We start from the raw sequence: 25365 nt of genomic DNA, 5'->3' as shown, positions 1-25365 counted from the left end.
CTCCGGCAAACGGGGGTACAACCGGCATATGAGCACTCCACTGCTATCCGAAGCCGAGATCGCCGACGCGCTGGCCGGACTGCCGAACTGGAGCCGGTCCGACAAGAGCATCACCCGCACCATCAAGGCCGCCTCGTTTCCCGCGGGCATCGATCTGGTGCGCCGGGTCGCCGACGCGGCCGAGGCCGCGAACCATCACCCCGACATCGATATCCGGTGGCGAAATGTGACCTTCACGCTGTCCACCCATTCCGCTGGCGGGCTGACCGCCCTGGATCTGGGCCTGGCCCGCGAGATCGATCTGCTCGCGTCGCAGTCCGAGTAGCCGTCAATCCCGCGAAGACGAAATGCTCGCACGCCAGCCGATCGGAGCGTGCCGAATCACCGCTGCCCGCGGGAGGCGTCCGAACTACGCCCGCGCCGATCCCTCCGCCACCCTCTCGTTCGCCTCGGTCACACCCGAACGCTCGCGCCGCGCGCCGGACCAGATGATCCACGCGAACAGGACGAGCACACCGAGCACGTCCACCGCACCCAACCAGGACAGCACACCCGGCCGGGAGATCTCCCAGATCGTCGGCTGGGCGAACGACAGCACCCACGGCACGCCGATCAGCATCGTCACCAGCCAATAACCCGCCAGGATTCGCGCGCCCGGCGACCGCCGCAGCGGACCGTAGACCAACCACAGCACGGTCGGCAGCAGCCAGACCCAATGGTGCGACCACGAGATCGGCGAGATCAGCAACCCGAACAGCTGCACCATCAGCAGCGTGCCCATCCGATCGTCCGGTTCCAGCGCTCGCCAGGCGAAGAAGGCCAGCACCGCGACCGCCAACACCGCCGCGATCCAGACCGGCCCGGACTCCACGTCGTGACCGAGGATGCGGCTCAGCGTCCCGCGCAGCGACTGATTCCACACCGAGCCGACCGGGCCGATCCGGTCCGCGTCACCGAGCAGCGTGCCGAAGTAGCGGGTCGCCTCGTGGTTGTTGATGAGATAGCTGATGCCGACCGTCGCGCCGAACACCACCGCGGACCACAGTGCGGTCCCCCAGCGCCGCCGCGCGACGAAGTAGAGGCCGGTGATCGCAGGCGTCAGCTTGATGCCCGCGATGATGCCGACCAACCCGCCCGAGATCCACCAGCGCGAACTGCGCACCGCGAGCATCGCGCCGAGCACGAGGAAGACGTTGACCTGTCCGTAGTCGATCGTGGTGCGGACGGGTTCGAGCCACACGCCGACCGTCGTCCACCCGATCGCCGCCGCGCGCCAACCGGGTTCGCGCAGCCGCCGCGCGCCGACGATCAATTCCAGCGCGATCCACACGACGCCGTACAGCGCCGCCACCGTTGCCAGCAGCCAGCCCACCGCGATCACCTTGAACGGCAGGAAATGCAACGGGAAGAAGACCAGCGCGGCGAACGGCGGATAGGTGAACGGCAGCGGGAAATCCGGCGTCTTCTCCGCATACGTGAAGTCGTAGAGCCGGTCGGTGAGCAGCGCCGCCGAACCGTCCACGTAGACGTGCAGGTCGACCAGGTTCATCCCGTTGGGCGACACCAACATCCACAGCAGCCTGGCCAGAACGGAAAGACCGAGCAGCAACACCGCCAGTCGCAGGTGGGCAGCGGCCGGACGCTGGTCCGACCGAGCGCTGTCTCGGTTCAAATCGCGGGCTTTCGGGTCGGGGGGCGGGCGCGAAACGCGACCGATGTCCGGTGTGTCGGCGACAAATGCCGAAGGCTGCGACTAGATTAACCGGAGCGCTGATCTTCCCCGTGCGGGCATGCAACAGGGATAACATTTGCATCACCTTTCACATGTGTAACAACCCGCCGGGTTACCTTCTGATAACACTGATCGTCCAGAGCACAACGTGATAACGACCACGGCTGTACAACTCGGTGGTCGTGTCCTTAGAGTGACCCCCGAAACAATGGGTTTTCACCCGTTGGCCCAGATGTACCCGAGGTAAGGACGGCTAGACCAGTGCTTCGCACCCGAGGATCGCGGATCGCATTGACCGCACTCGCCCTGGCGGCGAGCGCTTCGCTCGCCGCGCCGGTCGCAGTAGCGGCGCCGGCGCCCGCCCCCGCCGCGGTTCCGAACAGCGTTCCGATGGTGCCCGAGGGCGTCCCGGTGGACGCGATCGCCGCGCTCACCCCCGCCATCGTCGGCGCCATCGCAGGCCCGGCCGATATCGCCAACGGGCCGCAGTCCGCGATCCTCGATCAGGCGCGCATCCTGCTCAACACCCTGAATCTGCCGCCGCAGATCAAGTCGACCCTGGAACGGATCATCACGTTCCTCGACGGCAGCGGCGGCGGCGGTCCCGAGCTGCCGGAGGACGGTCCCGTCATCGCGCAGTTCCTCTACCCGACCATCGGCAAGGGCTGCATCAGCCCGACCGCCGACTCGGTCGGCACGGCCCTCGCGGTGCCCGGCCCGGCCACGCTGCCCCCGCCCGGACCGGAGGCGGGTCAGACCGGCTTCGTGTTCACCGCGCTCGGCACCAAGGCGCCGACCGCGCAGCAGAACCCGCCGATGACGGTGCAGTGGCTGAACCTCGACACCCGTCAGTCCGGCGTGCAGGCGCTGACCGACGAGGCGAAGATCAACCCGGAAGGTCCCGCGACCCTCTCCGCCATCGTGAACACCGGCCGCGGCCGGATCGTCGCGGTCGTCGGCGGCTCGCTCACCACCCAGGCGCCCGACGCGGCGCCGCGCACCTGCTCGTTCCTGCCGACGCTCGGTTTCTTCACCGTCGCTTGATGTTTCGAAGCCCGGCCGGTCGTTCGCGACCGCCGGGCTTCGGCGTGTCCGGCCGACACACCGCGGCAATCGCGGCGATCGTCCCCGGCCCGGTCCGCGTTGTGGTAGACCGAAGGCATGTCGACTGTCGAAGGAACGGTACGACCCCGCTCGATCAGGAGCAGGCGCTCGCGCCGGTCGATCCTGTCCATCCGGTCCGAAGGCTCGATCCTGTCCATCGGGTCGGCCTATTCGATCCTCTCCATCGGCAGCGTCGGTTCGGTGCTCTCGATCGGATCGGTCGGGTCGTTCGCGTCGGTGATCTCGTCCGGCTCCTTCGCCAGCCTCGGCTCGGCGCTGTCCGGACTGTCGCGCTGGTCGCTGCTGTCCTGGATGGGTGATCACGAGGCGCCGGAGACGCGGCCGAATCTGCGCGTGGTGCCCGACGACGAACCGGATCTGCGCGTCGCCCCGGTCTGCCACTGCCAGACCTGAGCGTACCTCCGCATTCGCTCCGGCCATGCGCGGGTTTCGACGGACTTCGTCCGGCGGTGCGCTTTCCGGGCCCCCTCACCACTGCCCGTATTCGGGCTTCAAGATGTTGTTGAGATCGATGCCGACGCCGTCGATGGCGCGCTTGTCGATCTCGAACTGATGCAGGTGCGCCGCCGGGTGCACATACCCCTTCGGGGTGCCCCAATTGTGCTGCCAGTACCAGGAACCCAGGCCCGCCGCTCGCGCGAGATCGATGGTCGGCGAGTTGGCGTAGACGCCGACGTTCTGCTTGCCTAGCACCGTTTCCCAGCCGAGAAGATACGGCGCGATCATGGTCGCGAAGTCGACCGGGGTCGGGTTGTCGTCGATCGAGGCGTAGATGGGTCTGCTTTCCGGACCACCCGCGGCCAGGTGCAGCTCCAGCCCGCGCTCGGCGTGCTTCTTGCCCGCCTCGAGTCCGCCGCGCCAGTCGGCGGTCGGCCCCTTGCCGAACTGGTAGCAGGACACGATCTTCAGTCCGGCCTCGGTGAGTGCCTCGGCCTCGCGCGCGAGCAGCGGCTTGCCCATCATCCATTCCGCGCCGGGTCGCCGATCCGAGACGTATCGAATGACGCCGACATGTCCGGCTTCGAGAATCGCGTCGGCCGAGGGCACGCCACCGGAATAGTCGATCAGGGTGCCGAGAGATCCGGTCGCGGAGGCCGAGGTGGCGGTGCCGGTGACACCCAGCGCGGCCGCCGCTGCGGTGTAGGCGAAAAGCTTGCGCCGGGACAGGTCGAAAGAACGCATCGCAGGACTCCTTCGCGCAACCCCCATTGGCTGGCAGCGTGCCCGGCGCACCTTCCCCAAGGCTCACACGCGCGCCGGGAGCCTCGAACGTGAACTCATTTCACCACATTTCACATTCGAACCGCTAGACCCATTCGACCCAGCTTTCCCACTTGTCACACGTGTTACGTGAGACCGTCGATTCGAGCCGCGACATCGATGGTGCGGCCGGAACTGTCGCCGAGTTGCTCGCGCACCACACCGGCCACCTGCGCGATGACCTGCTTCTTGATTCCGGCAACCGCCCCGAGAGTCGCCGCGCGCACGCCCTTCGCCTTGAAGTCCATCCGGATGTCCTCGGTCGCGGGCGGCGGCACGTCGATGACGATCAGCAACGGATCGGCCGCTCTCGCGATCAGCACCAGTGGAATCTCGACATCGGCGCGGTACTGGTTCTCCTTGAAGACCCGCACGGTGATGTCGAGGCCGACCGGCAGCGTCAGGTCGAACGAGACGAGATCGTCCGGCCCCTCGGCCCGATCGACAAGGCGCGGCTGCCGGATCGCGCCACGCACGGTGACGGTCGCGCGGTCCTTCGGCCCGGTCTTCAGCGGCCCGACCTCGATCGGCCGCCCCGCCATCTTCTCCACCACCTCGAAGACCCGATCCCGTGTCACGATGCGGGCGAAGAATCGGTGGCCGAACTCGCCGTAACCGATCCAGTCGAACTCCTCCTGCGCGCGATGCCGCGACGGCGTGCCCGCGACCATGGCCTCCACGTCGAAGACCCGCCCGCTCCTGGCCTGCGGTTCGGCCAGCATGCTGTTGACACGGTTGGCGACCTCGCGTTGCACCAGTCCGGCGATCGGGTCGAGCAGCCACTCCCAGGCCGAATCGACCGTCTGGGCGCGCAGCACGAAGCTCACGTCGCGGGTGGTGATGGGCGGAATGTCGATGACGATCAGCAGCGGGTCGGCGGTGCGGGCGTGCAGGGTGAGGTCGATTTCGACGACCGCCTCCAGCCGCAGCTTCCTACCGCCGAGCCGCACCTTGACCGCGAGGGTGAGCGGCACCGTCACCTGGAAGACGACGTGCGGATCGTGACGGAGAACCTTGGGGTCGCCGACCTTGCCCTCGGCGATGAATCCGGCGAGTCCGGGAGGACCGATGTTGAAGGGTCCGATGGCCATGCCGCGCCCCGCCATGGAGGAGACCGCGGCCACGATGCGTTGTTCGGTCACCGCGTGGGTGACGAAGCGTTCGCCGAAGTCGGCGTAGTCGATCCAGGACGGGTCGTTCGTCGTTTCTTCGGTCGGCTGCATCAGAGATTCCGAAACCCTCACCTTTCAACGGACTACCGACACGGTACGCGACGAAAGTTTCCGGAGATCAGAACGTTAGGGGAACCCTGTCCTGCTGATGAGGGGGTAGCAGGACAGGGTCCGCGGCGACAGCGCTGCCGGGCGCTGCCGACTCCATACTAAGGCTCGGGAAGGGACGCGCCGAGCACCGCGCTCGCCGAACGGGACGCCCTGAGCGGCAATGATTTTCAGAATCGCCCATATCCGACGACGTCGTTCACGTCGGCCACCCGGAATCGGTGGATGCGCACCTCGCCGAACTCGTTGCCGCCGATCGTTGTCACCTCGTCGTTCGCCGCCGTGAGCACGATGTTGGTGTGCTGGGTGAACTGACTCGCCGGGCCGTAGAGCAGCACGTCGCCGGTGCGCGGGCGGTAGCCGCTGCCGATGGGCGCGAACCGGTCCGTGCTCTCGTAGTACTCCTGGAGGGTGTAGACGCCGGGAATCCGCCACGATCCGGAGTTCGGATTCGACAGCGGACGCCCGGCCTCCCGCATCGCCCAGCTCACGAAGTCGGCGCACCAGGGCTCGATGACCCCCTCGGCATACTTCGGGCCCCCGCCCGGCTCGGCGTACTCGCGCTCCAACACCTCGACCAGCCGGATCTGCGCCGGATCGAGCGCGGAACGATCGATGGCCGGGAAGGCCGCTGGACTCTCGCCGACCACGGCGGGGCGATCCGAGCTGGTCCACCACCAGACCGTGCCCGCCGCGACGGCCGCGACGACGGCCAACCCAAGGGCCAGCAACAGCCCCAACCGGCCCCGGGTTCTCTCCGGTGCGGACATTCGCCCCCCACTCGCTCTCGACGACCATTCATCTTTAGGACGAACGGACGGGGCCTACGGTTCCCCGGATCGCGCCGCTCAGTCCTTCTCGCCCATCGGGATGCAGGCCGTCAGCGCGATGGCCACCACGGCGGCCGCCATGGCGATGAAGAAGGTGGTATGGAAACCCTCGCGGGAGGGCAGCAGGTGCGCGCCGAGCGACATCGTCATGTGCGCGAGCACCACGCTCATCACCGCGGAGGAGGTGGAGGTGCCGATCGAGCGCATCAGCGAGTTGAGCCCGTTGGCGGCGGCGGTCTCGGTGATCGGCACCGCGCCCATGATCAACGCGGGCATCGCGGCGTAGGCCAGACCCACACCGCCCGCGACGATCACGGCGGCGAGCATGATCTCCCAGACGTTGTTCATCAACAGCACCGCGCACAGGTAGCCGACACCGATCACGGCCGAACCGAGGATCAGGGTCACCTTGGGTCCGCGCGCCGCCGACAAACGCGCCGACACCGGCGAGAGCGCCATCATCACCAAACCGGTTGGGGCCAGGGCCAATCCGGCGCTCACCATGGAAAGCCCGAAGCCGTAGCCGGTCTCCTCCGGCGCCATCAGCAGCTGCGGGAAGGTCAGCGACATGCCGTACAGCGAGAAGCCGACCGCGATCGAGGCCAGGTTGGTGAACAGCACCCGCGGCCGCGCCGAGACACGCAGGTCGACCAGCGGCGCGGCCTGCCGGAGTTCGTAGCAGCCCCAGCCGAGGAAGACCACCACCGACACCGCGAACAGCGTCAGGATCGAGGCGCTGGACCAACCCCAGTCCGCGCCCTTGGTGATCGCGACGAGCAGCGCCAACAGCGCCACCGAAAGTCCAACCGCCCCACCGAAATCGAAGCGAGCCGGGGTACGCACCGGCGATTCCGGCACGAAGAGGAAGACCAGCACCAGGCACAGCACGCCGAGCGCCGCGGAGCTCCAGAACAGCATGTGCCAGTCCGCGTTCTGCGCGATCGCGGCGGCCACCGGCAGGCCGACCGCACCACCGACGCCGAGCGTCGCGCTCATGATCGCCATCGCCGAACCGACCCGCTCGATCGGCAGTTCGTCGCGCATGATGCTGATACCCAACGGGATCGCGCCGACGGCCGCGCCTTGCAGCGAGCGGCCGATGATCTCCGGCAGCAGCGACGAGAAGCTCGCGCAGACCACCGAACCGGCGATCATGGCGAGCAGATTCGCGAACAGCACGCGGCGTTTGCCGAACATGTCGCCGAGGCGGCCCGCGATCGGCGTGAACACCGCGCCGGCCAGCAGCGTCGAGGTGATCACCCAGGACGCGTTCGAGGCGGAGGTGCCGAGCAGCGTCGGCAGCGCGGGAATGATCGGGATGACCAGCGTCTGCATCAGCGAGACGACCACGCCGACCGCTCCGAGCGTGGCGATGAGCAGGCCGGGGGCCGGTCGGCGCCGGCTATCGGCCTCCGTGGCGGGCGAGGACGCGGCAATGGACATGGATGTGTACGGTACACATCGTGTGTATGCTGCACAATTTGTCATCGAAGTGATCCAGGCGACATAGTGAGTGCCATGCCAGACCGGGAACCCACCGACCCCGCGGCGCTGACGCGCCTCGCCTTCGAGCTCGCCCTGCTCTCCCGGCATTTCCCGGCCTCGGTGCTGCGCCGTCCTGGCTTTCAGCTGGACCGGTCGGCCTTTCTCATCCTGACCAGGTTGGAGATCGACAACCCGCTCACCCTTCGCGAACTCGCCGACGCCTTCCGCCTCGACATCTCCACCATCAACCGGCAGGTCGGCGCCATGCTCAAACACGATCTGGTGGAACGGGTTCCGGACCCCGAAGGCGGTATCGCACGCAAAATCCGGGCCAGCGCCAAAGGCATGGAACTGCTCGCCGCCGACCGCGCCCAGAGCCGCGACGGTATCGGCGCCGTGGTCGCCGAGTGGTCGGAGTCCGATATCCATCAGCTCAGCGCGCTGGTCGCGCGTTTCAACGAGTCCATCGAAAACCTCGAGCACAACCCGTGGCCGCGGCCGCCCGCGGCGCGCTGAGCCCGACTTCACCGAATCCGTTACGGCGCAGCAACAGCGCACTATGCTCCCGACGATGGGAGAACTTCGGCATTTCCGGCGGCACGGCCCGAGCTGGTTCGCCTGGGACAACTACCTGATCGGCGTCGTCGGCCTCGCCTTCGCCGTCGCTTTCGGCACGGCCGCCGCGATACTCGCCCAGGCCGGGCACTACCCGCCCGCCGTCGCGGTCGCCGCGTTCGCCGCGCTGTTCGCCGCGCCCGCCGCGGTGCAGGCGATCGGGGAGCTACTCGCGGGGCTGATGCTGGTCGGCATGCTGCTCGGCTCGATCGTGCTACTACCCGCGCTGCTGGTCAGCCCGACCGTGCGCCGCTGGGCGAAACGGCGCTGGGCGCGGGCTACGGCCTGATCAGCCGGCGCGGACAACGCTCAACGCGAGTCGCAGCCTGATCAACCAGCGCGCGAGCAACGTCAGGCACGACCCACAGGCCTGATCAGCCAGCGCGCGAACAACGCCAGGCACGACCCACACGCCTGATCAGCCGGCGCGGACAACGCCGGGCACGAGCACGGCCCTCCTGTTTATCCCGCGCGCGAATACACCCCCGGCGTGATGCCGTAGCAGCGACGGAACCAGCGGGTCAGGTGCGCTTGATCGGCGAAGCCCGCGGCCACGGCCGCCTCGGCGACGGGGTGGCCCGTCGCGATCAACCGTCGCGCCGCTCGCAGCCGCAGGATGCGCTGGTAATCGCTAGGCGCGAGACCGTAGTTCGCGCGGAAGGCGCGGTAGAGGGCGAAGCGGCTGGCGCCCGTCGCGGTGACGAGATCGTCCATCGACAGCGTCTCCAGATAGCGCTCGTCCAGGACCTCGCGCACCCGGCGCGCGATCGCACCGTTGCCGCCGCCGACCACCGTTCTGGTGCGGGGAGTCCGTGCTCCGCGCTGCACCAGCGCCGCCACCGAAGCGGAAAGCGCCTCGTCCCTTGCCAATTCGGTGGCGGGCGAGGTCAAGCTCGCGTACAGCCTGCCGAGCGCGCCCACGAGCAGCGGATCGTGCAGGACCGGTTCCGCGAACAGCGGAAGGCCCGCGGGGCGACCGGCCAGGTCGGACAGCAAGTCGGTGATCAGCTCGGTGCCGATGTGCACGATGCGATAGGTGAAGCCCGCCTCGGTGGCGCTGTGCCCGTTGTGCGGTTCGTCCGGGTTGAACGCCATCACCATGCCCGTCGCGCTGACCCAGGCGGCGCCGCGGCAGTCGAAACTCTGCGCGCCGAAGTCGGTGAGACCGAACGAGTAGGTCTCGTGCGCGTGCGGGTGGTAGACGTGTCGCTCGAAGTGGGCGCGCATCACCTCCACCGGCCGGTCCGGCATCCGCCGATATTCGACCCATTCGCTCACCGCCCCATTGTCCCCGCACCAGCGTTCAATACGCGGGGGCGGTCGGCGCCGAGTATCGAGGCGTGCGTATCCGTCTGCTGTTGATCCTGGTCATGGCCCTGTGGGGCAGCGCTTTCGCGTCGTCCAAGGCCGCCGTCGCCGAAGTCCCGCACGAGGTGGCGGGGTTCCTGCGGTTCCTCGGCGGCACCCTCGTGTTGCTCGCGGTCCTGCGCGCGCCTCGGCTGCCCGCCGCCGAAGTGCCGCGCGCCGCGGGCGTCGGCATGGTCGGCGTGTTCGGCTACAACGCGCTGTTCTTCCTCGGTCTCTCCTTGGCGCCCGCGGCCGACGGCAGTGTGATCGTGCCGATGGCCGCGCCGGTCTGCACCGTCATGGTGGGCATCCTGCTCGGGCGCGTGCGATTGTCCGTGGTGCAGTTGCTCGGATTGGTTCTCGCGGTAGTCGGCGGGGTCGTGTTCTTCCTCGGCATTCCGGATACCGGAAACACCCGATTGCTCGGCGACCTGGCGTTTCTCGGCGCCGCGGCCTGTTGGTCTGCCTACACGCTGCTCGGCGCGCCGCTGTTGAGCCGGTTACCAGCGGCCATGGTCACCCTCTACGCGACCGCCGCGGGCACCGTCGCCCTCGGACTGCTCGCGGTACCCGCTTTCGATGACGTGCGTTGGTCGGAGTTGGGCCCCGAATTCTGGCTCAACCAGGCGTATCTCGGCGCACTGCCGACGGCGCTCGCGTACGTGCTGTACTACCGCGCGGTCGGTCAGGTGGGGCCGACCACCGCCGCCTCCGCGATATTCCTCGTCCCGGCTTTCGGGTTGACGTGCGCGTGGGTGCTGCTCGGGGAATCCATCGCTCCGTTGCAGGGAATCGGGGCGGGATTGATGTTCGTCGGAGCGTGGTTGAATACGCGTCCTGCGGAGGATGATTCAATCTCGCCGACGCCGGGCGACGCCGAAGAAGGCGGTGCGACAGTTGATTCCGAGACCGCTTCGGCCAGCCCCACGGCCGATTCCGTTTCGCCGGAGCCCGATTCCCTGCGGGCGAGCTAGATTCGTCGCATGGACCGAACCGGCCCGGTGCAAGGTGGTGACCGCGTGGATCATCCTGTGCTCGTCCTCGTACACAGCCCACTCGTCGGGCCGATCACCTGGCGTCTCGTCGCCGCCGCACTGGAGAGGACGGGCAGGCCCGCCGTCGCACCGGACCTTCGCGCCGCCGCGACCGGACCGGGCCCGTACCACCGCGACATCGCCGATGCGGTAGCCCGCGATGTGCCCGAGCAGGGCGATCTGATCCTCGTCGGGCACAGCGGCGCCGGCCCGCTGCTGCCCGCGATCGCGGCCGTCCTGCCCGGCCGCATCCGTGGACTCGTCTACGCGGACGCCGAGCTGCCACATCCCGGAGCGCCCGAGTTGGACGTTCTGCCAAGGGAATTCGACGAGCAGCTGCGCGCGATGGTTCGCGACGGCCTGCTGCCGCCATGGCACGAATGGCTGCCTTCCGGAACCCTGCTCGAGATTCTCCCCGATCCGCGGGTGCGTGCGGAGTTCGTCGCCGAGGTCCCCCGGCTGCCCTACGCGTTCTTCACCGAAGCCGCGCCGGACGTCGTCTGGGCAGGGGCCGCAGCCTACGTCTTGATGAGCGAGACCTATCGCGACCATGCCGAAACCGCCCGGGCCGCCGGCCAACCCGTCATCGAGTGCTCCGGTCATCACTTGGCGGGACTGACCGCGCCGGACACCGTTGCCGACAAGCTGATCGTGGCCGCGGACGCGATCGCGATCGCGAGCGAGGTGCCGTAGCGGCAGATTCCTGAGAATCGCCGCACTCGAACAGTACTCGAAACCGGTCGGTTCGAAGGTCGGAGGTTTGGATGCGGCGGAACGAGGCATTTCCGCTTCGACAGACTCGTCGAAGGAGAAACCCGTGTCATCCGCAATGGTGGCCGTGGCGATCGTGGCGGTGCTCGTCGCGCTCACGGCCGTACTGCTCTTGTCCTGGCCCGCGCTGCGAACTCGCCGCTTGCGCAAACGATTCGGGCCCGAATACGACCGGGCCGTCGAGCAGCGGGACGGCCGCCGCGCCGCCGAACGCGAACTACGCGAACGCGAACTCCGCCACGCCGGGCTCGAGCTGCGCGACCTCTCCGAGGACCAGCGCAAGCAGTACACCGCTCGGTGGGCCGACGTGCAGGAACGCTTCGTAGACGATCCCGCCGCCGCGCTCTCCGAGGCCGATCGCCTGGTCACCAGCGTCATGTCCGATCGCGGCTACCCCGCCGAGAGCTACGACCAGCAACTGGCCGACCTCTCCGTCGAGCACGCCCCCGCCCTCGGCCACTACCGCAGCGCCCACGCCATCGCAACCCGCACCAACGGCGAGACCACCACCGAGGATATGCGCACGGCCATCGTGCACTATCGCGAACTCTTCCACGACCTCCTCAACGGCCGAACCCGCCAGACCAAGGACGCCCTCTCATGAACACCGATCGCACCGAAACCCGCCGCGCCACAACCGAACCCATCGTGCCGAGCGACCGAACACCTGGCGCTGATCTCGAATCACGCGGCGCCACAACCGAGCACAACCCCAACCTCGAAGCACGCGGCGCCAACGCTTCGCCGGACGACAACCTCGAGGCACGCAGCGCCAACTCCGCGCCGAGCAACAACATCGATGCGCCCGGCAACGCCGACTCGACGGCGGGTACGGACCGTGGGGCGCGCGACGCCACCGACTCCACGCCCGCCGACGGGCCCGTGCACACGTCGGGCGACAGTCCGACCAGCGTCCAGGTAGACCCGACCGCCACACGTGATGCTCGCACCACGCAGGCCGTGCACGGCGACGGCGCAGCCCGCGACAACACCACAGCTGCGATTCCGCACGGCGCCGAGGTGGCCGCGCCGACCAGCTCGCGGGACGAAACGCCCACTACCGCCACCGATTCACTCACCGAGACGAGCCCTTCGCCAGAGCCCGCCGAGGAAACCTCCGCCCCCGACAAGAGCGTCACCCAGTCGACCGCCCCCGCCGCCGAGACCACGAACGGGAAACCAACTGCACCGCACGACGAACCCATCTCACTCTTCACCGAAGCCGAAATCGAGCGCCTCCGCACCGAATGGCGCACCGTCCAAGGCTCTTTCATCGACAACCCCGGCGAAGCGGTGTCCCACGCCGACAACCTCGTCGCCAACACCATCGACCACCTCACCGCGGCCTACTCCGAACACCGCCGCGCCCTCACCACCCGCTGGTCCGAGGACCCCGACACCGAAGACCTCCGCAACACCCTCCGCGCCTACCGCACCTTCTTCAACCAACTCCTTACGTAGGCGTACGGGGTTTCGTCAGAGGTCTGCCGTCGTCTTCGCGGTCTCGAGGGCGTGGAGCGAAACATAGCGTTGCTTTTGGGTGAAAGCCGTTCCGCGCCCAGCACCGTTGTGCGGAAGGGCCATCTCCAGCGATCTGTGAGTCGGATCTCCGGGACGCGTCAGTAGGAAGATCTGGTACGCCCCCTCGACCCAACCGACAGTTCGCGAGTGGTCGATGACAGCCGCGATCTTCCGGTCGTTCGAATCCGCCGAACCACGCAGCCGGTCGGCCGAACTCGAAGTCCACTCGACATTGTCGCGTCGATGGCGGATTCGCGGGATTTCCTTTTGGATCTGCGAGTGCACATAGAAGGCCATGCGGTCGACCGGGCGAAAGAACCGGCTGAGTTTCGCGAGCCACCCTTCGGCATCCACGTCGATGTACCCGGCGACCTCGAGAACCCGCCGAATCTCGAAGGGGACGTCCACATTCAGCAGACAATCATGGTGCGCCAATCGGTTGCGGAACTTTCGCACACCCTCGATAGCCGACGAGACCTGCTTTCGTTGACCGGACGAGTTCGGAAACGCGCGGTGCAGGCAATCGCGCCACAGTTGCTCGTACTTCCTGCCGACGAGACCGGACCAGAAGCCAAAACTAAGCCCGGCGACGATCTGATCCCTGGACTCCTGGTTCATCGGCCGGAGCCGAGCCCGCACAGTTTCGACAGCCTCCGACAGGCTTTCCCCGCCGGGCGTCGGCATCAGAAACCACGGAATGCCGACGGAGGCTTCCCGATAGTGCTCGCGCAGCCGCCTGTCCAACGAGTTGCGGAGTAGCACTTCGAGGTGACCGACGATCTCGAACGAAGCCGCGGCGGTGCGGCTGGTCCACGCGTACAGGCGTAGTGCGGCCTCTTTGTCCTGGTCGGCCGCGTCCAGATACGGAAGCAGCCGTGGCTCGGAAAGCAGATCCCAGACGGGTGTCGCGCTGTAGTCGGTCGCCACCGCAGCATGGTAGCCTGTAGCGGAACGCCCCAGTGTCGCCTCTGAAGCAATTCACGCGCCTGGGGCTCTTCAATTCTTTCACCCACTCGAGGCCGAGAGCCTTTGCCGCCCAGCTGACTTCATACGGCGCTTCCTTGAAGTCAATGCACCGCGTCGCGCGACGCGGTGCAGTGCGCCTCACTCTTCGCGTTTCGACTTCGGGCGGGCGCGGAGGTGGGCGCGTTCGCCCTGTTTGCCGAAGAGGCTGAGGAATTCGACTGGTTCGGCGGCGGCGGCGCCGAACCAGTGGGGTATGTGGGTGTCGAATTCGGCCGCTTCGCCGGGGGCCAGTATCAGATCGTGCTCGCCGAGGATGACGCGGAGGCGTCCGTTCAGGACGTAGACCCATTCGTACCCTTCGTGGGTCTTGGGCTGAGGTTCGACGCGGGGGTCGGCGGGCGGCAGGACGACCTTGTACGCCTGGATGCCGCCCGCGCGACGGGTCAGCGGAACCATGGTCATGCCGTGGTGGGTGACCGGCCGCAGGTGGATGCGCGGATCGCCGGTGGGCGGCGCGTCGACGAGCTCGTCCAGCGTGACGCCGTGCGCCTTGGCGAGAGGCAGCAACAGTTCGAGGGTGGGCCGCCGCGCGCCGGACTCCAGCCGAGAGAGGGTGCTCACGGATATCCCGGTGGTCGCCGAAAGATCGGCCAGCGTGGTTTCACGCTCCCGCCGCAGGGCACGCAGTCGGGGACCGACCGCGTCGAGTGCTCGGTCCAGGTCGTCGTCCATGGCACCAGTTTGCCAGAGTGGCAAACAATGTTGCCGGTACGACGGTGCGGCTCGCATAGTCGTCGCAGGAGGTGGTCACGTGACCGATCAACTGAGAGACAGCTATGACGTGGTGGTACTCGGCGGCGGCGCCGCGGGCTTGAGCGGCGCGCTCATGCTCGGCCGATCGCGCCGCTCGGTGCTGGTGATCGACGCGGGCGCGCCGCGCAACGCACCGGCCGACGGCGTGCACGGCCTGCTCGCGCGAGAGGGCATGCCGCCCGCGGAGCTGCTGGAACGCGGCCGCGCGGAGGTCCGCCAGTTCGGCGTTCAGCTCGTCTCCGGCGAGGTGCGCGACGCGAGCCGTGACGGCGACGGGTTCGTGGTGACGACGGCCGACGACCGAACCGTCCGCGCCCGCAGATTGCTGGTCGCCACCGGCTTGGTCGATGAGCTGCCCGACATCCCCGGCCTGCGCGAACGCTGGGGGCGCGACGTGGTGCACTGCCCGTACTGCCACGGCTGGGAGGTGCGCGACCGGGCGATCGGCGTGCTCGCCACGGGTCCGATGTCGGTCCACCAGGCGCTGCTGTTCCGGCAGCTGAGCGCCGACGTGACGTTCTTCATCGGCACCACCGCACCGACACAGGACGAGACGGTGCAGCTGACCGCCCGCGGTGTCCGGCTGGTCGAGGGCGAAGTCGCGAGCCTGGTGATCGCCGACGACCGCATCACCGGCGTGCGGCTCACCGACGGCACGGTGATCGAACGCGAGGTCGTCGCGGTCGGGTCGCGCATGGTGGCCCGGGCCGAATTCCTCGCCACGCTCGGACTGCGCACCAGCGAGCACCCGATGGGCGAGTTAATCGCGGCAGACCCGACCGGACGCACCGACGTGCCCGGCGTGTGGGCGGCGGGCAACGTCACCGACCTGGCCGCCCAAGTCGGAACAGCGGCCGCCGCGGGTGCCACGGCGGGCGCACAGATCAACGCCGATCTGGTCGCCGAGGACACCCGACACGCGGTCGCGGCCTACCCGAGCGCAAACGGAGACCGCGCACGGCCGGAGCGAAGGCATCCGTTCTCGACCGACACCGAAGCGCGCCTGTGCGAGACGAGCTCCGGCGACAGCCGCCACGGCCTCTGAACGACGAAAGGATCACCGTGTCCGAACAACTCGACCACGCCTTTTGGGAGAACCGCTACCGCACGTCGACTCCGCACGTGGAGCCGAACCCACACCTGACGGTCGAGGCGGCGAAACTACCGCCGGGTCGCGCCCTTGACGCGGGCTGCGGCGAAGGCGCGGAAGCGGTTTGGCTCGCCGCGCACGGCTGGCGGGTGACGGCCGTCGACTTCGCCACAGCGGCTCTCGAGCGCGCCCGCGAGCGTGCCGACATCCGCGGGCCCGAGGTGGCCGATCGAATCGATTGGCTCGCAGCAGATCTGACCGAATGGATGCCGCCGGAGAACGGTTTCGACTTGGTCTGCTCCCACTACGCCCACCCCGTCATCGGAGCCGAAACATTGCTGCACCGACTGGCACCCGCGGTCGCACCCGGCGGCACGCTGCTCATCGTCGGACACCATCCGTCGGACGCGCATTCGGCGGCGCACGCCTCCGGAGTGCATGTCACGGCGGAAGACCTGGCGGCGGAGCTGGATCCCGTCCGCTGGGAAATCATGATGGCGGAGAACAGTTCTCGAACGGTGACGCACGGCAGTCACCAGATCGAGCTTCGCGATGCCGTGCTTGTGGCACGGAAGAATCGCTGACTCGGTCACTTTCGGGGCTAGCTGGTGCGCCCTGCGCGTGACCGGCTATGGCGGAACGACCTGGACGACATGCTTCGTCCACTTCCTCACGGTCGCCGCGGACGGGTCAGACCTCCAGGTCTTCTTCGATGCCCCGCAGGTGGTGCCTGGCGAGCGCGAGGTTGGCCCGGCCGCGGTCCAGTGCGAGGTAGAGGAAGAGGCCTTTGGATTTGCGGCCGGTCATCGGGCGAATGATGTGGTACTGGCCGGAGAGGGTGATGAGGATGTCCTCGATCTCCTCCTTGAGGCCGAGCTGCTCCATCGTCCGCAGCTTCGCGCGCACCACCTCGGTGTTGCCCGCGGCCGCGACCTGCAGGTCCAAATTCTTGGAGCTGCCGAGCATTCCGAGCGCCATGCCGCTGTTGTAGTCGACGACGGCGGCGCCGACCGCACCGTCGATCACCATCATGTCTTTGAGCGCCAGATCGAGATTCGTCATTTCATTCCTTTCGATGGGTGTGCACCGCCCGGTCCTTTCCGGGCTTGGTCGCCAGCGCCGCCAGATGATCGACGATCGCGCGGGCCACCGGACGCGACTCCAGGTGGAGCCGGCCGACGTTCACTTCGGGTCCGGCCAGTACGGTCAGCGAGGCCCAGCCCGCCGCGTAGATCACCACGTGCCCCTCGGTGCCGCGCACCACGACCTCGTGGAAGCCGCCGCCGTTCGCGGTGGCGCTCAGCCGGTAGGACAGCGCGAGATGCGAAGCCGACAGCGCTGCCATTCCGTCGGGTTCGATGTGCGCGGGCAGGTCGTGGGCGATCAGCAATCCGTCGCCGGACGCGACGAGCGCGCCGGTCGACTGCGGCACCCGATCCCGCAGCATCTTCAGTTCCGCAAGCACCGCCGCGTTCGGTTCCGGTCCGGACATCGCCACCTTGGTAAACCTTCCCATCCATTCGCCGAACAGTTTCTTTCGCGCGGTCACGCAAGCTCCTCCAACGCCGCCCGCAGGCGAACCAGCACATCGCGGTCCACGGGCTCCCACTGTTCCGCGGTCGGCAGCGGGGTCGACCGCACCCGGCGGCGTAGGGGTGGGGCGGTGGGATCGCTGATCAGCGGTGTCGGCGGCTCGTCTTCTCGCGCACCGCCGGACTCTCCGGTCGGCGCCTCGATATCGATGACGCGCCCTGCGCCCGACACCCCGGTGTGCGTGGACAATTCGGCGACGCCAGGTCCGGTCATCTTGGCGTGCTTGCCATTTCGCGTATCGACGCGGACGCCCTGTGGTCCGCTGTACGGCGCGAATCCCGCACCCCAGTGAGCCGTGTGCCTACCGGGATCGGCCACCGGGCTCGGCGGATTGATCAAGCCCGCCGCGGTCAATTCCCGCACCGCCTCCAGACAGCCGTACGTGGTGCGGCCGAGGTCGCGGGCGATACCGGTGATGCTGCGCTGGGTATCGGCCGCCGCGAGCACCTCGGCCTGGCCCGCCGTGAGCACCACGTGCCGTCGCCGGACGCGCCGCACCGGCACGACCGGAGCCCGGTCGACCAGCTCCGCGGGCCACGGCCCGGACTCCGGATCACCGCGCCGCGCGCATTCCTGCACCAGTGCGCGCGGCGTGATGTGGCAGACCGGGGCGAGCCAGTGCGGCGGAGCGGGCCGGAACTCGGGGACGGCGGACGACGCGAGCAGAAAGTACGCCGCGTCGAAAACCGAAAGCAGCGCGAGGGTTTCCAGGCGCGGCCGATTCAGCACCTGCCCCGGGTCGCCGGAACCCGCCCGCCGCCAGTCCTCCGCGGTCGCCACGCCCGCCTCCACCACGAGCCGGTCCAACCCGGTCGTCCTGCGGCAATCGGCGGAGGCGATCACGCCGCCGGTGAGATGAAACGCGCCATCGCCCGCGCGCAACACACCTGTACTCCCTTCCTTTTCCAGCCGCCGCAGCTCGACAGCGAGTTCAACGCCCATGACCGTCCTCGGCGAATTCCGCCAGAATCGCTCGCAGCTGAAATCGCGCCATGGCCAGATTCCCGGTGTCGTCGTCGCACATGACGTGCACGAAAAGCCGCCCGTCGAAATCGCCGTCCACCAGATTCAGCAGGTGAAATCCGCGGGTACCGCACACGATGATCTCGGTGAGATCATCACCGTCGCGTCCGGTTGCCAGCGCCGAACAGCCGAGCACGGCGCGAACCACATCCGTTGTGGCCGCGGCATCTTCGTGCTCGTCCACCAGGTCGTGCTCCCCGGCCGCGGCGATCGCCAGACCGCTCGCGCCGTCCACCATCGTCACGCTGCGCGCGCCAGGAATGTCCATGATGCGTTTCAGACAGCCCTCGATACCGATCACCGTGCCACCGCTTGTCTGTGAGGGATTTAGCGAGTCCCGACGCTACACACGCCCGGCGACCGATGTACAGCTATCGCCGGGAAATTTCTCAGCACACAACGCATTTCCCCCGGAAACGAGAAAAGAATACCCTCCGGTATTTGAAACCTACCGGTAGTTAAGGGACTTTGGTCATCTCACTTTGCGAAATTAGGTTGCCCACAATGCGGAAGGCTCGCGCTGCGAGATTCATTTCGGACCGGTAGGCTCTACACAGCTATCCCCGCGCGCTCGCACTCGCAAACCTCGTTGCGGCCCAGTGTCTTTGGCGCCCGCATTGCGCGAAGGACGCGGCCTCGCCGTGACGATGGCACAATTGCGCCCGCACGGACGAAGGTGGCGCGGACCGCGCAGGACGCGGCGCCGAACAGAAGTGCGAATGCGCCCTTCACGACCACGCCCGTCGAGTTTCCGCACGGTCGAATTCGGCGGATGCCGCGAAACGCACTCGACCGATAGCAATCTCACCAAGCACGCAGGTGCGCCGCTCCCCCGGCCCTCGGATATGGATCAACTCGAATCCATATCCGAGGGCCGCAACCGACGCTCCAGTGGCGTCGACGGTGTGGAGCGGGACCAATCACATTGCCTCGCAGTGCAATGCGCATCGCATGCTCGGCTGCGCGTTTCGACGCCGTCGAATGGGATGAGAACGCCGATGGCAGGCGGGGTTTCAGCCCGGGCGAAGATCCGTAACCGGCAAGCCGTGCTCGGCGCGCAGGCGCTCGGCGACGAGCGAGCGGTGACACGCCTCCGGATCGCGCTCGACGCACAACAGGGCGGTCGTCGAGTCGTTCGGGAGCTCCGCGACGAGCGCGCCGAGGTCGAACGGGTCGAGAATCTCACGGGTGTAGCGCTCGGTGTACTCGGGCGCGAGCGCGATGCGGTTGCGCTTGCCAACACCCTGGCGGTCGTCCTCGCGGTATTGGAGTTGCCGCAGCTCGGTCGTCGGCGCCAGCTCCTTCACGTGTCGGTAGCGGATGTTCGCCGCGGCGAGGGCGCTCTGCAGCCGCGCCGAGTTCGCCCAGGAGTACTCCGGGCCCCGAACACCGCGGCGCTGGCGGAGGTCGAGCAGCAACCCCACGCCCGCGCCGGTGAGTTTCGCGACGAAGGTTTCGGCGGTAAACCCGTAGACGCCGATCGTCACCATTCTGAGCACCGGAGATCACCCACCTGCCCTGCTATTCGTGCGGTTCCGCCGGATGCCCTGCCGAGGCGGCGACGTCGCCTCAGGCGACGGCGGTTCCCTCGAGCTCCACCATCAGGACGGGGATCGCCAGCCGGGTCACCCCGAGCATCGTGGTGGCCGGTGCCACCTCGGCGGCGCCCAGCCGCGACGCCAGCACACCGTAGTGCCGGAAAAGCAGATCGACGTCGGTGGTGTAGACATTGAGCCGGACGAGGTTCGCGAGGGACATGCCTGCCGCACCGAGAACGGCCTCCAGGTTGTCGAGGCTCAAAGCCAACTGCGCCGCCATGTCACCGGGATGTTGGGGCTCGCCATCGCCGCTCATCGCGGTCTGCCCGGCGCAGTACAGAGTCCGGGTGTGCCCCGAGACGATCTCACCCTGGTTGTACCCCATCTCCACCGACCACGCCCACGGGTTGATCGCCGTCCGCTGCACTGCCCCATCAGCTCCGGTCGCCTCGTCGAGAGTCCGTACGTCCATCGGCTCGGTAGCCATCTTCTTTGTCATGTCGGTCAGCCTCTCAGCAATACACGACATCTTGTGTCGTGTATTGCTGACATAATTTTTCGTATGCGCGCCGACCGCTTGGTCTCGCTGGTGCTGTTGCTGCGCCAGCGCGGTCGGCTGACCGCGAACGAGCTGGCCGACGAGCTGGAGGTGTCCACCCGCACCGTGCTGCGCGACATCGAGGCGCTGTCCGCGGCAGGCGTTCCGGTCTACGCCGAACGCGGTCGGCACGGCGGTTTCGCGTTGTTGCCCGGCTTCCAGACCGAGCTCACCGGACTGAACCACGACGAGGCGCTCGCCCTGCTGGTCGCCGGATCACGGCGCGGCGCACAGGCATTCGGCCTCGGCTCGGCGCTCGCTTCGGGCATGCGCAAGGTGGTCGACGCACTACCCGAAAGCTATCGGGCCACCGCGGCGGGTGCGGCCAAGCGATTGCTCATCGACCCCGAGACCGACCTCCTCGCGCGCCGACTGGTCGCCGAGGAGGCGCCCCACGCCGTCGTGACCGAGGTTCGGCGCGCGGTATTCGCCGGGCACAAGCTGCGCATCCACTACGCGGCCGTGAATCAACCGCCGAAGTGGCGGACCGTGGACCCGATCGGCCTGGTCACCGCACACGGCCTGGGCTACTTGCTTGCCACGAGATCCGGCGCGGACCGCACCTACCGGCTGTCGCGAATATTGGCCGCCGAGGAACTCCCCGAACCCGCAGAGCGACCGGACCGGGTCGACCTGGACCAGGCCTGGCAGGAGCGCAGCACGCGGTTTCGGACCGGCGGCGACCAAGTCACCGCGCTGGTACTGCTGGACCCGGCACGGCGGGCGGACCTGGTGGGCACCGCGCTGGCCGTGCTCGCCGAAGAAGCCGACGCGGACGGTCGGCTGCGACTGGAGGTGACCTTCCAAGATTCGAGGCACGCCGAATGGGCGCTGTGGCAGCTCGCCGCCGACGCGGAAGCCCTTGCCCCGCAGTGGTTGCGCACCTCCCTGCGCGACCGCGCGGCCGCCGTCGCCGCCCGCTACGAAGGCTCGGCCTGACAGCTGGTCGCCATCACCGCGCCGCTACCGATCCTCTTCGGCGCCGAGACGGTAGCCAACGATCCCGAAACCGGAGCGTGCCGCCGCGGCCCGAATTCGCCTGTCCGCCAATCAGCATCGGGATCGCGGTCGGCAAACCGCATGTAACGGTCTGCGGCGCAACGGCAGATACATCCTATGAAAGCTTCGCCTACACGATTGGAGACCTTGTGCGGATCTCGCCACGAGCAGTAGCGATGTGTCTGACCGCCCCTCTTCTGGCACTCACCGCGACAGCGGCGATCGCCGGAACCGCCTCCGCCGACTCGTCCGGCTGCCAGGGATCGATGAACGGCCCGTGGGGGTACAACGGCGTCTGCCAAGGCGGCGAGGGCACCTACCGACTCGAAATCGATTGCGTCGGATACAACTTCACCACCTTCCCGCCGATCCTCGGCCAATACACCACCCGCGCCGACTTGCCCGTCGGCCAGCCGGGCACGGTCGCCTGCTTCGGCCCGAACTGGTCCAGCGCCGGTTGGGCCTTGGGTTCGCGAATCTTCCGTCTCTGACCGCAGAGATCCGCGGCGAACATTCACCGACGCCGCACACTTCCGACGGCCGACGTCCGGGTGTAGCCGGACGTCGGACACGAATTCGCGCGATGCGATCCCGCGCTTCCCGGAGTTCCCCGGCAACCACGGCCGAGTTCGGATCCGACGCTGTCGCCGACTGTGCGGCGACAGTAGTCCAATCCCTCGAATCATCGGTGGCAGAACAGGTTCCGTAGAACCTTCTGAATCCCCTTCCCCGCTATCCGATGGGCGCGGTCGCCCAAAGGTGTCGGTCCCCTATGTCACTCTCGAGGCGGGAACCAGCAGCGGCCGAAGGAGAGCGAAATGGCCGAGACCGACGATCGTCCCGAGATCAGACTAGTGGCGCATTGCCGCCGCTGTCACGGCTGGCTGGTGTCGACGGAATCGGTCGCACAGGGCATCGGGCCGACATGCGCGATCCGTGAGCGGGCGGAGCAGCGCGCCGCCGCGGCCCGCGAGCTGACCCTCTTCGACATCGTGGCCTGAGGATCACACCGAGGAGGCGCATCCGGTGCAGGATGGCGCCCGCCTCGGGTGACGGGACAAGGCTTGCGCCGCTTGCCCGTTCGGCGTTCCGGCTACTCGGCGAGTGGGCCGATCTCAGCGCACGACGTCGTAGATCAGCTTGGTCACTCCGTTGGAGTAGGTCGCGGACTCCTTCAGACGCAGTTGCTGCTTGTCCCGGTCCGCCCTGCTGAACAGGCTCTTGCCTGCCCCGAGCAGCACCGGGAACACCAGCAGGTTGTACCGGTCGATCAGATCGGCATCCGACAGGCGCCGCGCCAGCTCGGCACTGCCGTGAATGAAGATGGCGCCACCATCGCTCTGCTTCAGCTCGGCGATGTCGTCGATCGACCGCAGGATCGTGATCGGACCCCAACCCTCGATGAGGTCGTCGTCTTTCAGACTGGTCGAGACCACGTACTTGGGAAGTTCCTTGTACGCGGCGTGATCCTCGGAATCGCGCCAGATCGGGGCGAACGCCTCGTAGCTGCGTCGGCCGAACATCAGGGCGGTCGTGTCGGCGAGCTCTTCGCCTTTGAGCGAGAACGCCTCGGGGACGAACTCCGTCTCCATCACCCAGCCACCGCTGCGGTGGCCCTCCACCTTGCCGCCCGGCGAGTCCACCACGCCGTCCAGCGACATGAAGCCCGTGTAGACCAATTCGCGTGTCACAGTTTTCCTCCTGAAATTCGAAGTGGAGCCAGTCGTCGGTCGCTGGCCTGAGTGCGAACAACGACTGCCGTCTTGGACAGAACCGACACCCGTCGCGGCACCTCGATACCACGCGATCCGGCTCTTGCGCAGCGCATTACGTCTGCGGCTTCCGCGCCTCGTGTGGCAACACCGGCCCGTTGGCCTCGCCGTGCACCTCGTAGGACAGGCGCACGCCGTTCACGTCCGCATACTTGCCGGCTGGCGTCGCCGGTTCGGTGGTTGCGGTCGTGCTGTCGTCGCCACAGGCCACAAGGGCAGCGGCGGTCGGCGCACTCAGGAGGGTGAAGACGGTCTTCTTCACGGCGGACTCTTCTCGGTTCTCGACGGGGAGGCGAGGCCGCTGTTCCTCGCTGGTACGCCCATAGAGACGAGGCCTACACGGGAAACTCATCGGCTCGCCCCGAAGATTTCAGGCGGCGTCGAGCGCCTCGGTGATCTTGCGTGCCATGGCGGCCACCGCAGGCCCGCCCTTGCCGGACTGGACAGCAGCCTCGACGGCGACCAGGACGGTGCTGCGGAAGTTGTCGGCCTCACCCGGATGCTGCTCGGCGAGCAAACTCATGGCCGCGGTCAGCGCGGGGAACACCTGGTCGGCGAGCTCGGCGACAGACTTGCCCGTCAGGCGGATGTCCCTGGACTTCGCGGCGAGCACGTGCCCGACCACGCCGGTCGCCGAAGTCAGGACGATGGAACCCTGCGCGATGCCCTTGCGCGGCGCGCCGGCCGCGGCCATCAACGACACCGCACCGTACGCGGCGATACGCACGGTGGCCTTGTCCTGGTCGGTCAGGGTGTTGGCGGTGGTGACAGACATGATCGTGTACTCCTTCGAATCGGTTGGACAAGCGACCCGGCCGTCTCGACCGGTCCGCTCTGTTCGATGGACACACTGTCGCCAACCCGACTGACACCAACCTGACACCGCACTGACGCCTCCGCTGACACCGCGATCAGCGATCGACGAGCACGAAACGGTTCGCCCTCGAAGCGCGTCGGCTTCGCTAATGCGACGATCCTCAGCCAGACGTCGTCGCACACCGCCGAGGGTCAGTCGTCGTAGTGCCCACCGACTCCGATCACGACCAGCTCACTGTCCGTGACGTAGTAGATCAGCCGATGTTCGCGGGTGATTCGCCGTGACCAGTGCCCGGCCAACTGATGCTTGAGCGGCTCGGGCTTGCCGATGCCGACGAAGGGATCCGCAAGCGCAGCGTTGATGAGCTTGTTCGCCGCCTTCAAGATCGTGCGGTCGCGGGCCAACCATGAGGTGTAGGTCTCCCACCCATAAGCGGTGAAGACCAGTTTGCGATCAGACATCTGGGTCGATCAGCTCGCGAGCCTCGGCCTCGCCGCGCCGCGCCGCCTGCGCCGATTCGAGCAGCCGGACACCACCGTGCGTAGCCAGCACGTACAGCGTCTCCTGGATCGAGTTCCAATCCGATTCGGCGACCAGCACCGCGTTCTGCCCGCTCTTGGTGACGACCGTGACGGTGTCATGGTCGTCATTGACCTGCTGCACCAGCTTGAACAGGTTCTGCCGTGCCGTAGAGATAGGTAGTGCGGTCATCAGAAAGCCCCTCGCTCGATACGTACAACATATCGTACAGGAAGGATCGACGGTGTTACTTACTCCGGGACGAACCAGCGCATGGCGTTGCGAAGATCCAACTGTGAGACTCAGGGGCTCAGCGGAGTCTCGATGACGCGGCGCAGCAAAGTGGCTGATGAACCGGAGCGATAGAGCCGGTTATCGTTGATTCATCACGTGGGCGACGGCGCGCAGGCCTGGCTCCGGCGCTCAGTGTGACCGAGCGGGAAACGAGTGTCGCGGTTGAGGGAGAATTCGGACGTGGTCGACGCAATCGGGAAGAAGTTCAGAGATCGGGCCGGGGTGCCGGCGATCGTGGCTACGACGGGTGCGACGGCACTCGTCGGCTGCTAGCTCCATGTCGGACCGGGAAGTGCCGGGCCGGGGATCCGCGCCGGAGCCGGGCGGGTCGAGGTTCGATGCT

33 protein-coding genes are annotated in these 25365 nt (G+C 67.6%); 14 read left to right on the top strand and 19 right to left on the bottom strand.

What is annotated here, in order from left to right; all coding sequences use genetic code 11:
* Positions 1–28: 28 nt before the first annotated feature.
* The gene (locus NAM01S_RS22780) at positions 29–325 is read left to right on the top strand and encodes a 4a-hydroxytetrahydrobiopterin dehydratase (protein WP_067788429.1); all 297 of its coding nucleotides are present in this window, start codon (positions 29–31) and stop codon (positions 323–325) included.
* Between the two features lie 84 nt (positions 326–409).
* Here NAM01S_RS22780 and NAM01S_RS22775 read toward each other — a convergent pair whose 3' ends face one another.
* Entirely contained in the window at positions 410–1672 is a 1263-nt protein-coding gene (locus tag NAM01S_RS22775; RefSeq protein WP_084483195.1) for a mannosyltransferase, read from the bottom strand.
* A 321-nt stretch (positions 1673–1993) separates the two neighbouring features.
* Here NAM01S_RS22775 and NAM01S_RS22770 point away from each other — a divergent pair, with 321 nt between their 5' ends.
* Complete coding sequence (locus NAM01S_RS22770; protein WP_067788425.1) at positions 1994–2776, top strand: Rv1157c family protein; 783 nt, start codon at positions 1994–1996, stop codon at positions 2774–2776.
* A 117-nt stretch (positions 2777–2893) separates the two neighbouring features.
* Positions 2894–3250: a hypothetical protein gene (locus tag NAM01S_RS22765; RefSeq protein WP_067788423.1), complete on the top strand. Its 357-nt coding sequence runs from the start codon at positions 2894–2896 to the stop codon at positions 3248–3250.
* 75 nt (positions 3251–3325) lie between these two features.
* Here the strand turns inward: NAM01S_RS22765 and NAM01S_RS22760 are convergent, their stop codons facing one another.
* The 4 genes from NAM01S_RS22760 to NAM01S_RS22745 all read right to left on the bottom strand — a co-directional run bounded on the left by NAM01S_RS22760 (position 3326) and on the right by NAM01S_RS22745 (position 7670).
* Positions 3326–4039: a DUF1906 domain-containing protein gene (locus NAM01S_RS22760; RefSeq protein ID WP_067788421.1), complete on the bottom strand. Its 714-nt coding sequence runs from the start codon at positions 4037–4039 to the stop codon at positions 3326–3328.
* Positions 4040–4203: 164 nt separating this feature from the next.
* Entirely contained in the window at positions 4204–5340 is a 1137-nt protein-coding gene (locus tag NAM01S_RS22755) for a hypothetical protein (protein ID WP_067788419.1), read from the bottom strand.
* 227 nt (positions 5341–5567) lie between these two features.
* On the bottom strand, positions 5568–6167 hold the full coding sequence (locus NAM01S_RS22750; protein ID WP_067788418.1) for a CHAP domain-containing protein: 600 nt from the start codon (positions 6165–6167) through the stop codon (positions 5568–5570).
* 78 nt (positions 6168–6245) lie between these two features.
* On the bottom strand, positions 6246–7670 hold the full coding sequence (locus NAM01S_RS22745; RefSeq protein ID WP_067788416.1) for an MFS transporter: 1425 nt from the start codon (positions 7668–7670) through the stop codon (positions 6246–6248).
* 75 nt (positions 7671–7745) lie between these two features.
* Here NAM01S_RS22745 and NAM01S_RS22740 point away from each other — a divergent pair, with 75 nt between their 5' ends.
* Together NAM01S_RS22740 and NAM01S_RS22735 are read left to right on the top strand one after the other, a co-directional pair.
* A complete protein-coding gene (locus tag NAM01S_RS22740) occupies positions 7746–8228 on the top strand; it encodes a MarR family winged helix-turn-helix transcriptional regulator (protein WP_067788414.1) in 483 nt (160 codons plus the stop codon).
* A 55-nt stretch (positions 8229–8283) separates the two neighbouring features.
* On the top strand, positions 8284–8616 hold the full coding sequence (locus NAM01S_RS22735) for a hypothetical protein (protein WP_143861401.1): 333 nt from the start codon (positions 8284–8286) through the stop codon (positions 8614–8616).
* A 173-nt stretch (positions 8617–8789) separates the two neighbouring features.
* Here NAM01S_RS22735 and NAM01S_RS22730 read toward each other — a convergent pair whose 3' ends face one another.
* A complete protein-coding gene (locus tag NAM01S_RS22730) occupies positions 8790–9605 on the bottom strand; it encodes an AraC family transcriptional regulator (protein WP_253798382.1) in 816 nt (271 codons plus the stop codon).
* A gap of 62 nt (positions 9606–9667) precedes the next feature.
* On the opposite strand from NAM01S_RS22730, the gene NAM01S_RS22725 reads away from it, so the two are divergent.
* The 4 genes from NAM01S_RS22725 (at position 9668) to NAM01S_RS22710 (ending at position 12940) form a co-directional block, all read left to right on the top strand.
* The gene (locus tag NAM01S_RS22725) at positions 9668–10648 is read left to right on the top strand and encodes a DMT family transporter (protein WP_067788410.1); all 981 of its coding nucleotides are present in this window, start codon (positions 9668–9670) and stop codon (positions 10646–10648) included.
* A gap of 9 nt (positions 10649–10657) precedes the next feature.
* On the top strand, positions 10658–11401 hold the full coding sequence (locus NAM01S_RS22720) for an alpha/beta fold hydrolase (protein WP_067788408.1): 744 nt from the start codon (positions 10658–10660) through the stop codon (positions 11399–11401).
* A 124-nt stretch (positions 11402–11525) separates the two neighbouring features.
* On the top strand, positions 11526–12083 hold the full coding sequence (locus NAM01S_RS22715; RefSeq protein WP_253798383.1) for a hypothetical protein: 558 nt from the start codon (positions 11526–11528) through the stop codon (positions 12081–12083).
* Positions 12080–12940 carry a prolipoprotein diacylglyceryl transferase gene (locus NAM01S_RS22710; protein ID WP_067788404.1) on the top strand — a complete coding sequence of 287 codons (861 nt, stop codon included), beginning with the start codon at positions 12080–12082 and terminating at the stop codon, positions 12938–12940. The genes NAM01S_RS22715 and NAM01S_RS22710 overlap by 4 nt, the downstream gene beginning before the upstream one ends.
* 15 nt (positions 12941–12955) lie before the next feature.
* Here NAM01S_RS22710 and NAM01S_RS22705 read toward each other — a convergent pair whose 3' ends face one another.
* Together NAM01S_RS22705 and NAM01S_RS22700 are read right to left on the bottom strand one after the other, a co-directional pair.
* Complete coding sequence (locus NAM01S_RS22705) at positions 12956–13744, bottom strand: hypothetical protein (protein ID WP_218018442.1); 789 nt, start codon at positions 13742–13744, stop codon at positions 12956–12958.
* A gap of 360 nt (positions 13745–14104) precedes the next feature.
* Positions 14105–14698: a helix-turn-helix domain-containing protein gene (locus tag NAM01S_RS22700; protein WP_067788402.1), complete on the bottom strand. Its 594-nt coding sequence runs from the start codon at positions 14696–14698 to the stop codon at positions 14105–14107.
* A 79-nt stretch (positions 14699–14777) separates the two neighbouring features.
* Here NAM01S_RS22700 and NAM01S_RS22695 point away from each other — a divergent pair, with 79 nt between their 5' ends.
* Both NAM01S_RS22695 and NAM01S_RS22690 read left to right on the top strand, forming a co-directional pair.
* On the top strand, positions 14778–15824 hold the full coding sequence (locus NAM01S_RS22695; protein WP_067788400.1) for an NAD(P)/FAD-dependent oxidoreductase: 1047 nt from the start codon (positions 14778–14780) through the stop codon (positions 15822–15824).
* Between the two features lie 17 nt (positions 15825–15841).
* Positions 15842–16453 carry a class I SAM-dependent methyltransferase gene (locus NAM01S_RS22690; RefSeq protein WP_067788604.1) on the top strand — a complete coding sequence of 204 codons (612 nt, stop codon included), beginning with the start codon at positions 15842–15844 and terminating at the stop codon, positions 16451–16453.
* 106 nt (positions 16454–16559) lie between these two features.
* On the opposite strand, the gene NAM01S_RS22685 is transcribed toward NAM01S_RS22690, so the two are convergent.
* From NAM01S_RS22685 to NAM01S_RS22660, 6 genes are all read right to left on the bottom strand, one after another.
* The gene (locus NAM01S_RS22685; RefSeq protein WP_067788398.1) at positions 16560–16931 is read right to left on the bottom strand and encodes a hypothetical protein; all 372 of its coding nucleotides are present in this window, start codon (positions 16929–16931) and stop codon (positions 16560–16562) included.
* A 1-nt stretch (position 16932) separates the two neighbouring features.
* Positions 16933–17418 carry a roadblock/LC7 domain-containing protein gene (locus NAM01S_RS22680; RefSeq protein ID WP_245910056.1) on the bottom strand — a complete coding sequence of 162 codons (486 nt, stop codon included), beginning with the start codon at positions 17416–17418 and terminating at the stop codon, positions 16933–16935.
* On the bottom strand, positions 17415–18404 hold the full coding sequence (locus tag NAM01S_RS22675; protein WP_067788396.1) for a hypothetical protein: 990 nt from the start codon (positions 18402–18404) through the stop codon (positions 17415–17417). Before NAM01S_RS22675 ends, NAM01S_RS22680 begins: the two co-directional genes overlap by 4 nt.
* A complete protein-coding gene (locus tag NAM01S_RS22670; protein ID WP_067788394.1) occupies positions 18394–18786 on the bottom strand; it encodes a hypothetical protein in 393 nt (130 codons plus the stop codon). The genes NAM01S_RS22675 and NAM01S_RS22670 overlap by 11 nt, the downstream gene beginning before the upstream one ends.
* 712 nt (positions 18787–19498) lie before the next feature.
* The gene (locus NAM01S_RS22665) at positions 19499–19975 is read right to left on the bottom strand and encodes a DUF488 domain-containing protein (RefSeq protein ID WP_067788392.1); all 477 of its coding nucleotides are present in this window, start codon (positions 19973–19975) and stop codon (positions 19499–19501) included.
* 79 nt (positions 19976–20054) lie between these two features.
* Entirely contained in the window at positions 20055–20450 is a 396-nt protein-coding gene (locus tag NAM01S_RS22660) for a RidA family protein (RefSeq protein ID WP_067788601.1), read from the bottom strand.
* A gap of 135 nt (positions 20451–20585) precedes the next feature.
* On the opposite strand from NAM01S_RS22660, the gene NAM01S_RS22655 reads away from it, so the two are divergent.
* The 3 genes from NAM01S_RS22655 (at position 20586) to NAM01S_RS22645 (ending at position 22621) form a co-directional block, all read left to right on the top strand.
* Positions 20586–21560: a helix-turn-helix transcriptional regulator gene (locus NAM01S_RS22655; protein ID WP_067788390.1), complete on the top strand. Its 975-nt coding sequence runs from the start codon at positions 20586–20588 to the stop codon at positions 21558–21560.
* Between the two features lie 236 nt (positions 21561–21796).
* Entirely contained in the window at positions 21797–22111 is a 315-nt protein-coding gene (locus NAM01S_RS22650) for a hypothetical protein (protein WP_067788388.1), read from the top strand.
* Positions 22112–22438: 327 nt separating this feature from the next.
* On the top strand, positions 22439–22621 hold the full coding sequence (locus NAM01S_RS22645) for a DUF6011 domain-containing protein (protein WP_067788386.1): 183 nt from the start codon (positions 22439–22441) through the stop codon (positions 22619–22621).
* Positions 22622–22735: 114 nt separating this feature from the next.
* Here NAM01S_RS22645 and NAM01S_RS22640 read toward each other — a convergent pair whose 3' ends face one another.
* The 5 genes from NAM01S_RS22640 to NAM01S_RS22620 form a co-directional block, all read right to left on the bottom strand.
* The gene (locus NAM01S_RS22640) at positions 22736–23311 is read right to left on the bottom strand and encodes a dihydrofolate reductase family protein (RefSeq protein WP_084483193.1); all 576 of its coding nucleotides are present in this window, start codon (positions 23309–23311) and stop codon (positions 22736–22738) included.
* Positions 23312–23447: 136 nt separating this feature from the next.
* The gene (locus tag NAM01S_RS22635; protein WP_067788385.1) at positions 23448–23654 is read right to left on the bottom strand and encodes a hypothetical protein; all 207 of its coding nucleotides are present in this window, start codon (positions 23652–23654) and stop codon (positions 23448–23450) included.
* Between the two features lie 108 nt (positions 23655–23762).
* Complete coding sequence (locus NAM01S_RS22630) at positions 23763–24167, bottom strand: hypothetical protein (RefSeq protein ID WP_067788383.1); 405 nt, start codon at positions 24165–24167, stop codon at positions 23763–23765.
* 233 nt (positions 24168–24400) lie between these two features.
* Positions 24401–24670 carry a Txe/YoeB family addiction module toxin gene (locus NAM01S_RS22625; RefSeq protein ID WP_067788381.1) on the bottom strand — a complete coding sequence of 90 codons (270 nt, stop codon included), beginning with the start codon at positions 24668–24670 and terminating at the stop codon, positions 24401–24403.
* Complete coding sequence (locus NAM01S_RS22620; protein ID WP_067788379.1) at positions 24663–24920, bottom strand: type II toxin-antitoxin system Phd/YefM family antitoxin; 258 nt, start codon at positions 24918–24920, stop codon at positions 24663–24665. Before NAM01S_RS22620 ends, NAM01S_RS22625 begins: the two co-directional genes overlap by 8 nt.
* Positions 24921–25365 lie beyond the last annotated feature (445 nt).

It is taken from the genome of Nocardia amikacinitolerans NBRC 108937 (assembly GCF_001612615.1).
GTDB classification, from domain to species: domain Bacteria; phylum Actinomycetota; class Actinomycetes; order Mycobacteriales; family Mycobacteriaceae; genus Nocardia; species Nocardia amikacinitolerans.
The sequence above is the reverse complement of the archived record's forward strand: the minus strand, read 5'-3'. Positions and strand labels throughout refer to the sequence as shown.

Excerpts from the sequence above, each read along its gene's own strand:
- NAM01S_RS22630 (WP_067788383.1), bottom strand. The coding sequence starts at position 24,167 with ATGTCTGTCACCACCGCCAACACCCTGACCGACCAGGACAAGGCCACC.
- NAM01S_RS22710 (WP_067788404.1), top strand. The coding sequence starts at position 12,080 with ATGAACACCGATCGCACCGAAACCCGCCGCGCCACAACCGAACCCATC.
- NAM01S_RS22645 (WP_067788386.1), top strand. The coding sequence starts at position 22,439 with ATGGCCGAGACCGACGATCGTCCCGAGATCAGACTAGTGGCGCATTGC.
- NAM01S_RS22765 (WP_067788423.1), top strand. The coding sequence starts at position 2,894 with ATGTCGACTGTCGAAGGAACGGTACGACCCCGCTCGATCAGGAGCAGG.
- NAM01S_RS22745 (WP_067788416.1), bottom strand. The coding sequence starts at position 7,670 with ATGTCCATTGCCGCGTCCTCGCCCGCCACGGAGGCCGATAGCCGGCGC.
- NAM01S_RS22665 (WP_067788392.1), bottom strand. The coding sequence starts at position 19,975 with ATGGTGACGATCGGCGTCTACGGGTTTACCGCCGAAACCTTCGTCGCG.
- NAM01S_RS22760 (WP_067788421.1), bottom strand. The coding sequence starts at position 4,039 with ATGCGTTCTTTCGACCTGTCCCGGCGCAAGCTTTTCGCCTACACCGCA.
- NAM01S_RS22780 (WP_067788429.1), top strand. The coding sequence starts at position 29 with ATGAGCACTCCACTGCTATCCGAAGCCGAGATCGCCGACGCGCTGGCC.
- NAM01S_RS22675 (WP_067788396.1), bottom strand. The coding sequence starts at position 18,404 with ATGGGCGTTGAACTCGCTGTCGAGCTGCGGCGGCTGGAAAAGGAAGGG.
- NAM01S_RS22655 (WP_067788390.1), top strand. The coding sequence starts at position 20,586 with ATGCGCGCCGACCGCTTGGTCTCGCTGGTGCTGTTGCTGCGCCAGCGC.
- NAM01S_RS22750 (WP_067788418.1), bottom strand. The coding sequence starts at position 6,167 with ATGTCCGCACCGGAGAGAACCCGGGGCCGGTTGGGGCTGTTGCTGGCC.
- NAM01S_RS22620 (WP_067788379.1), bottom strand. The coding sequence starts at position 24,920 with ATGACCGCACTACCTATCTCTACGGCACGGCAGAACCTGTTCAAGCTG.
- NAM01S_RS22755 (WP_067788419.1), bottom strand. The coding sequence starts at position 5,340 with ATGCAGCCGACCGAAGAAACGACGAACGACCCGTCCTGGATCGACTAC.
- NAM01S_RS22735 (WP_143861401.1), top strand. The coding sequence starts at position 8,284 with ATGGGAGAACTTCGGCATTTCCGGCGGCACGGCCCGAGCTGGTTCGCC.
- NAM01S_RS22685 (WP_067788398.1), bottom strand. The coding sequence starts at position 16,931 with ATGACGAATCTCGATCTGGCGCTCAAAGACATGATGGTGATCGACGGT.
- NAM01S_RS22740 (WP_067788414.1), top strand. The coding sequence starts at position 7,746 with ATGCCAGACCGGGAACCCACCGACCCCGCGGCGCTGACGCGCCTCGCC.
- NAM01S_RS22650 (WP_067788388.1), top strand. The coding sequence starts at position 21,797 with ATGTGTCTGACCGCCCCTCTTCTGGCACTCACCGCGACAGCGGCGATC.
- NAM01S_RS22720 (WP_067788408.1), top strand. The coding sequence starts at position 10,658 with ATGGACCGAACCGGCCCGGTGCAAGGTGGTGACCGCGTGGATCATCCT.
- NAM01S_RS22700 (WP_067788402.1), bottom strand. The coding sequence starts at position 14,698 with ATGGACGACGACCTGGACCGAGCACTCGACGCGGTCGGTCCCCGACTG.
- NAM01S_RS22625 (WP_067788381.1), bottom strand. The coding sequence starts at position 24,670 with ATGTCTGATCGCAAACTGGTCTTCACCGCTTATGGGTGGGAGACCTAC.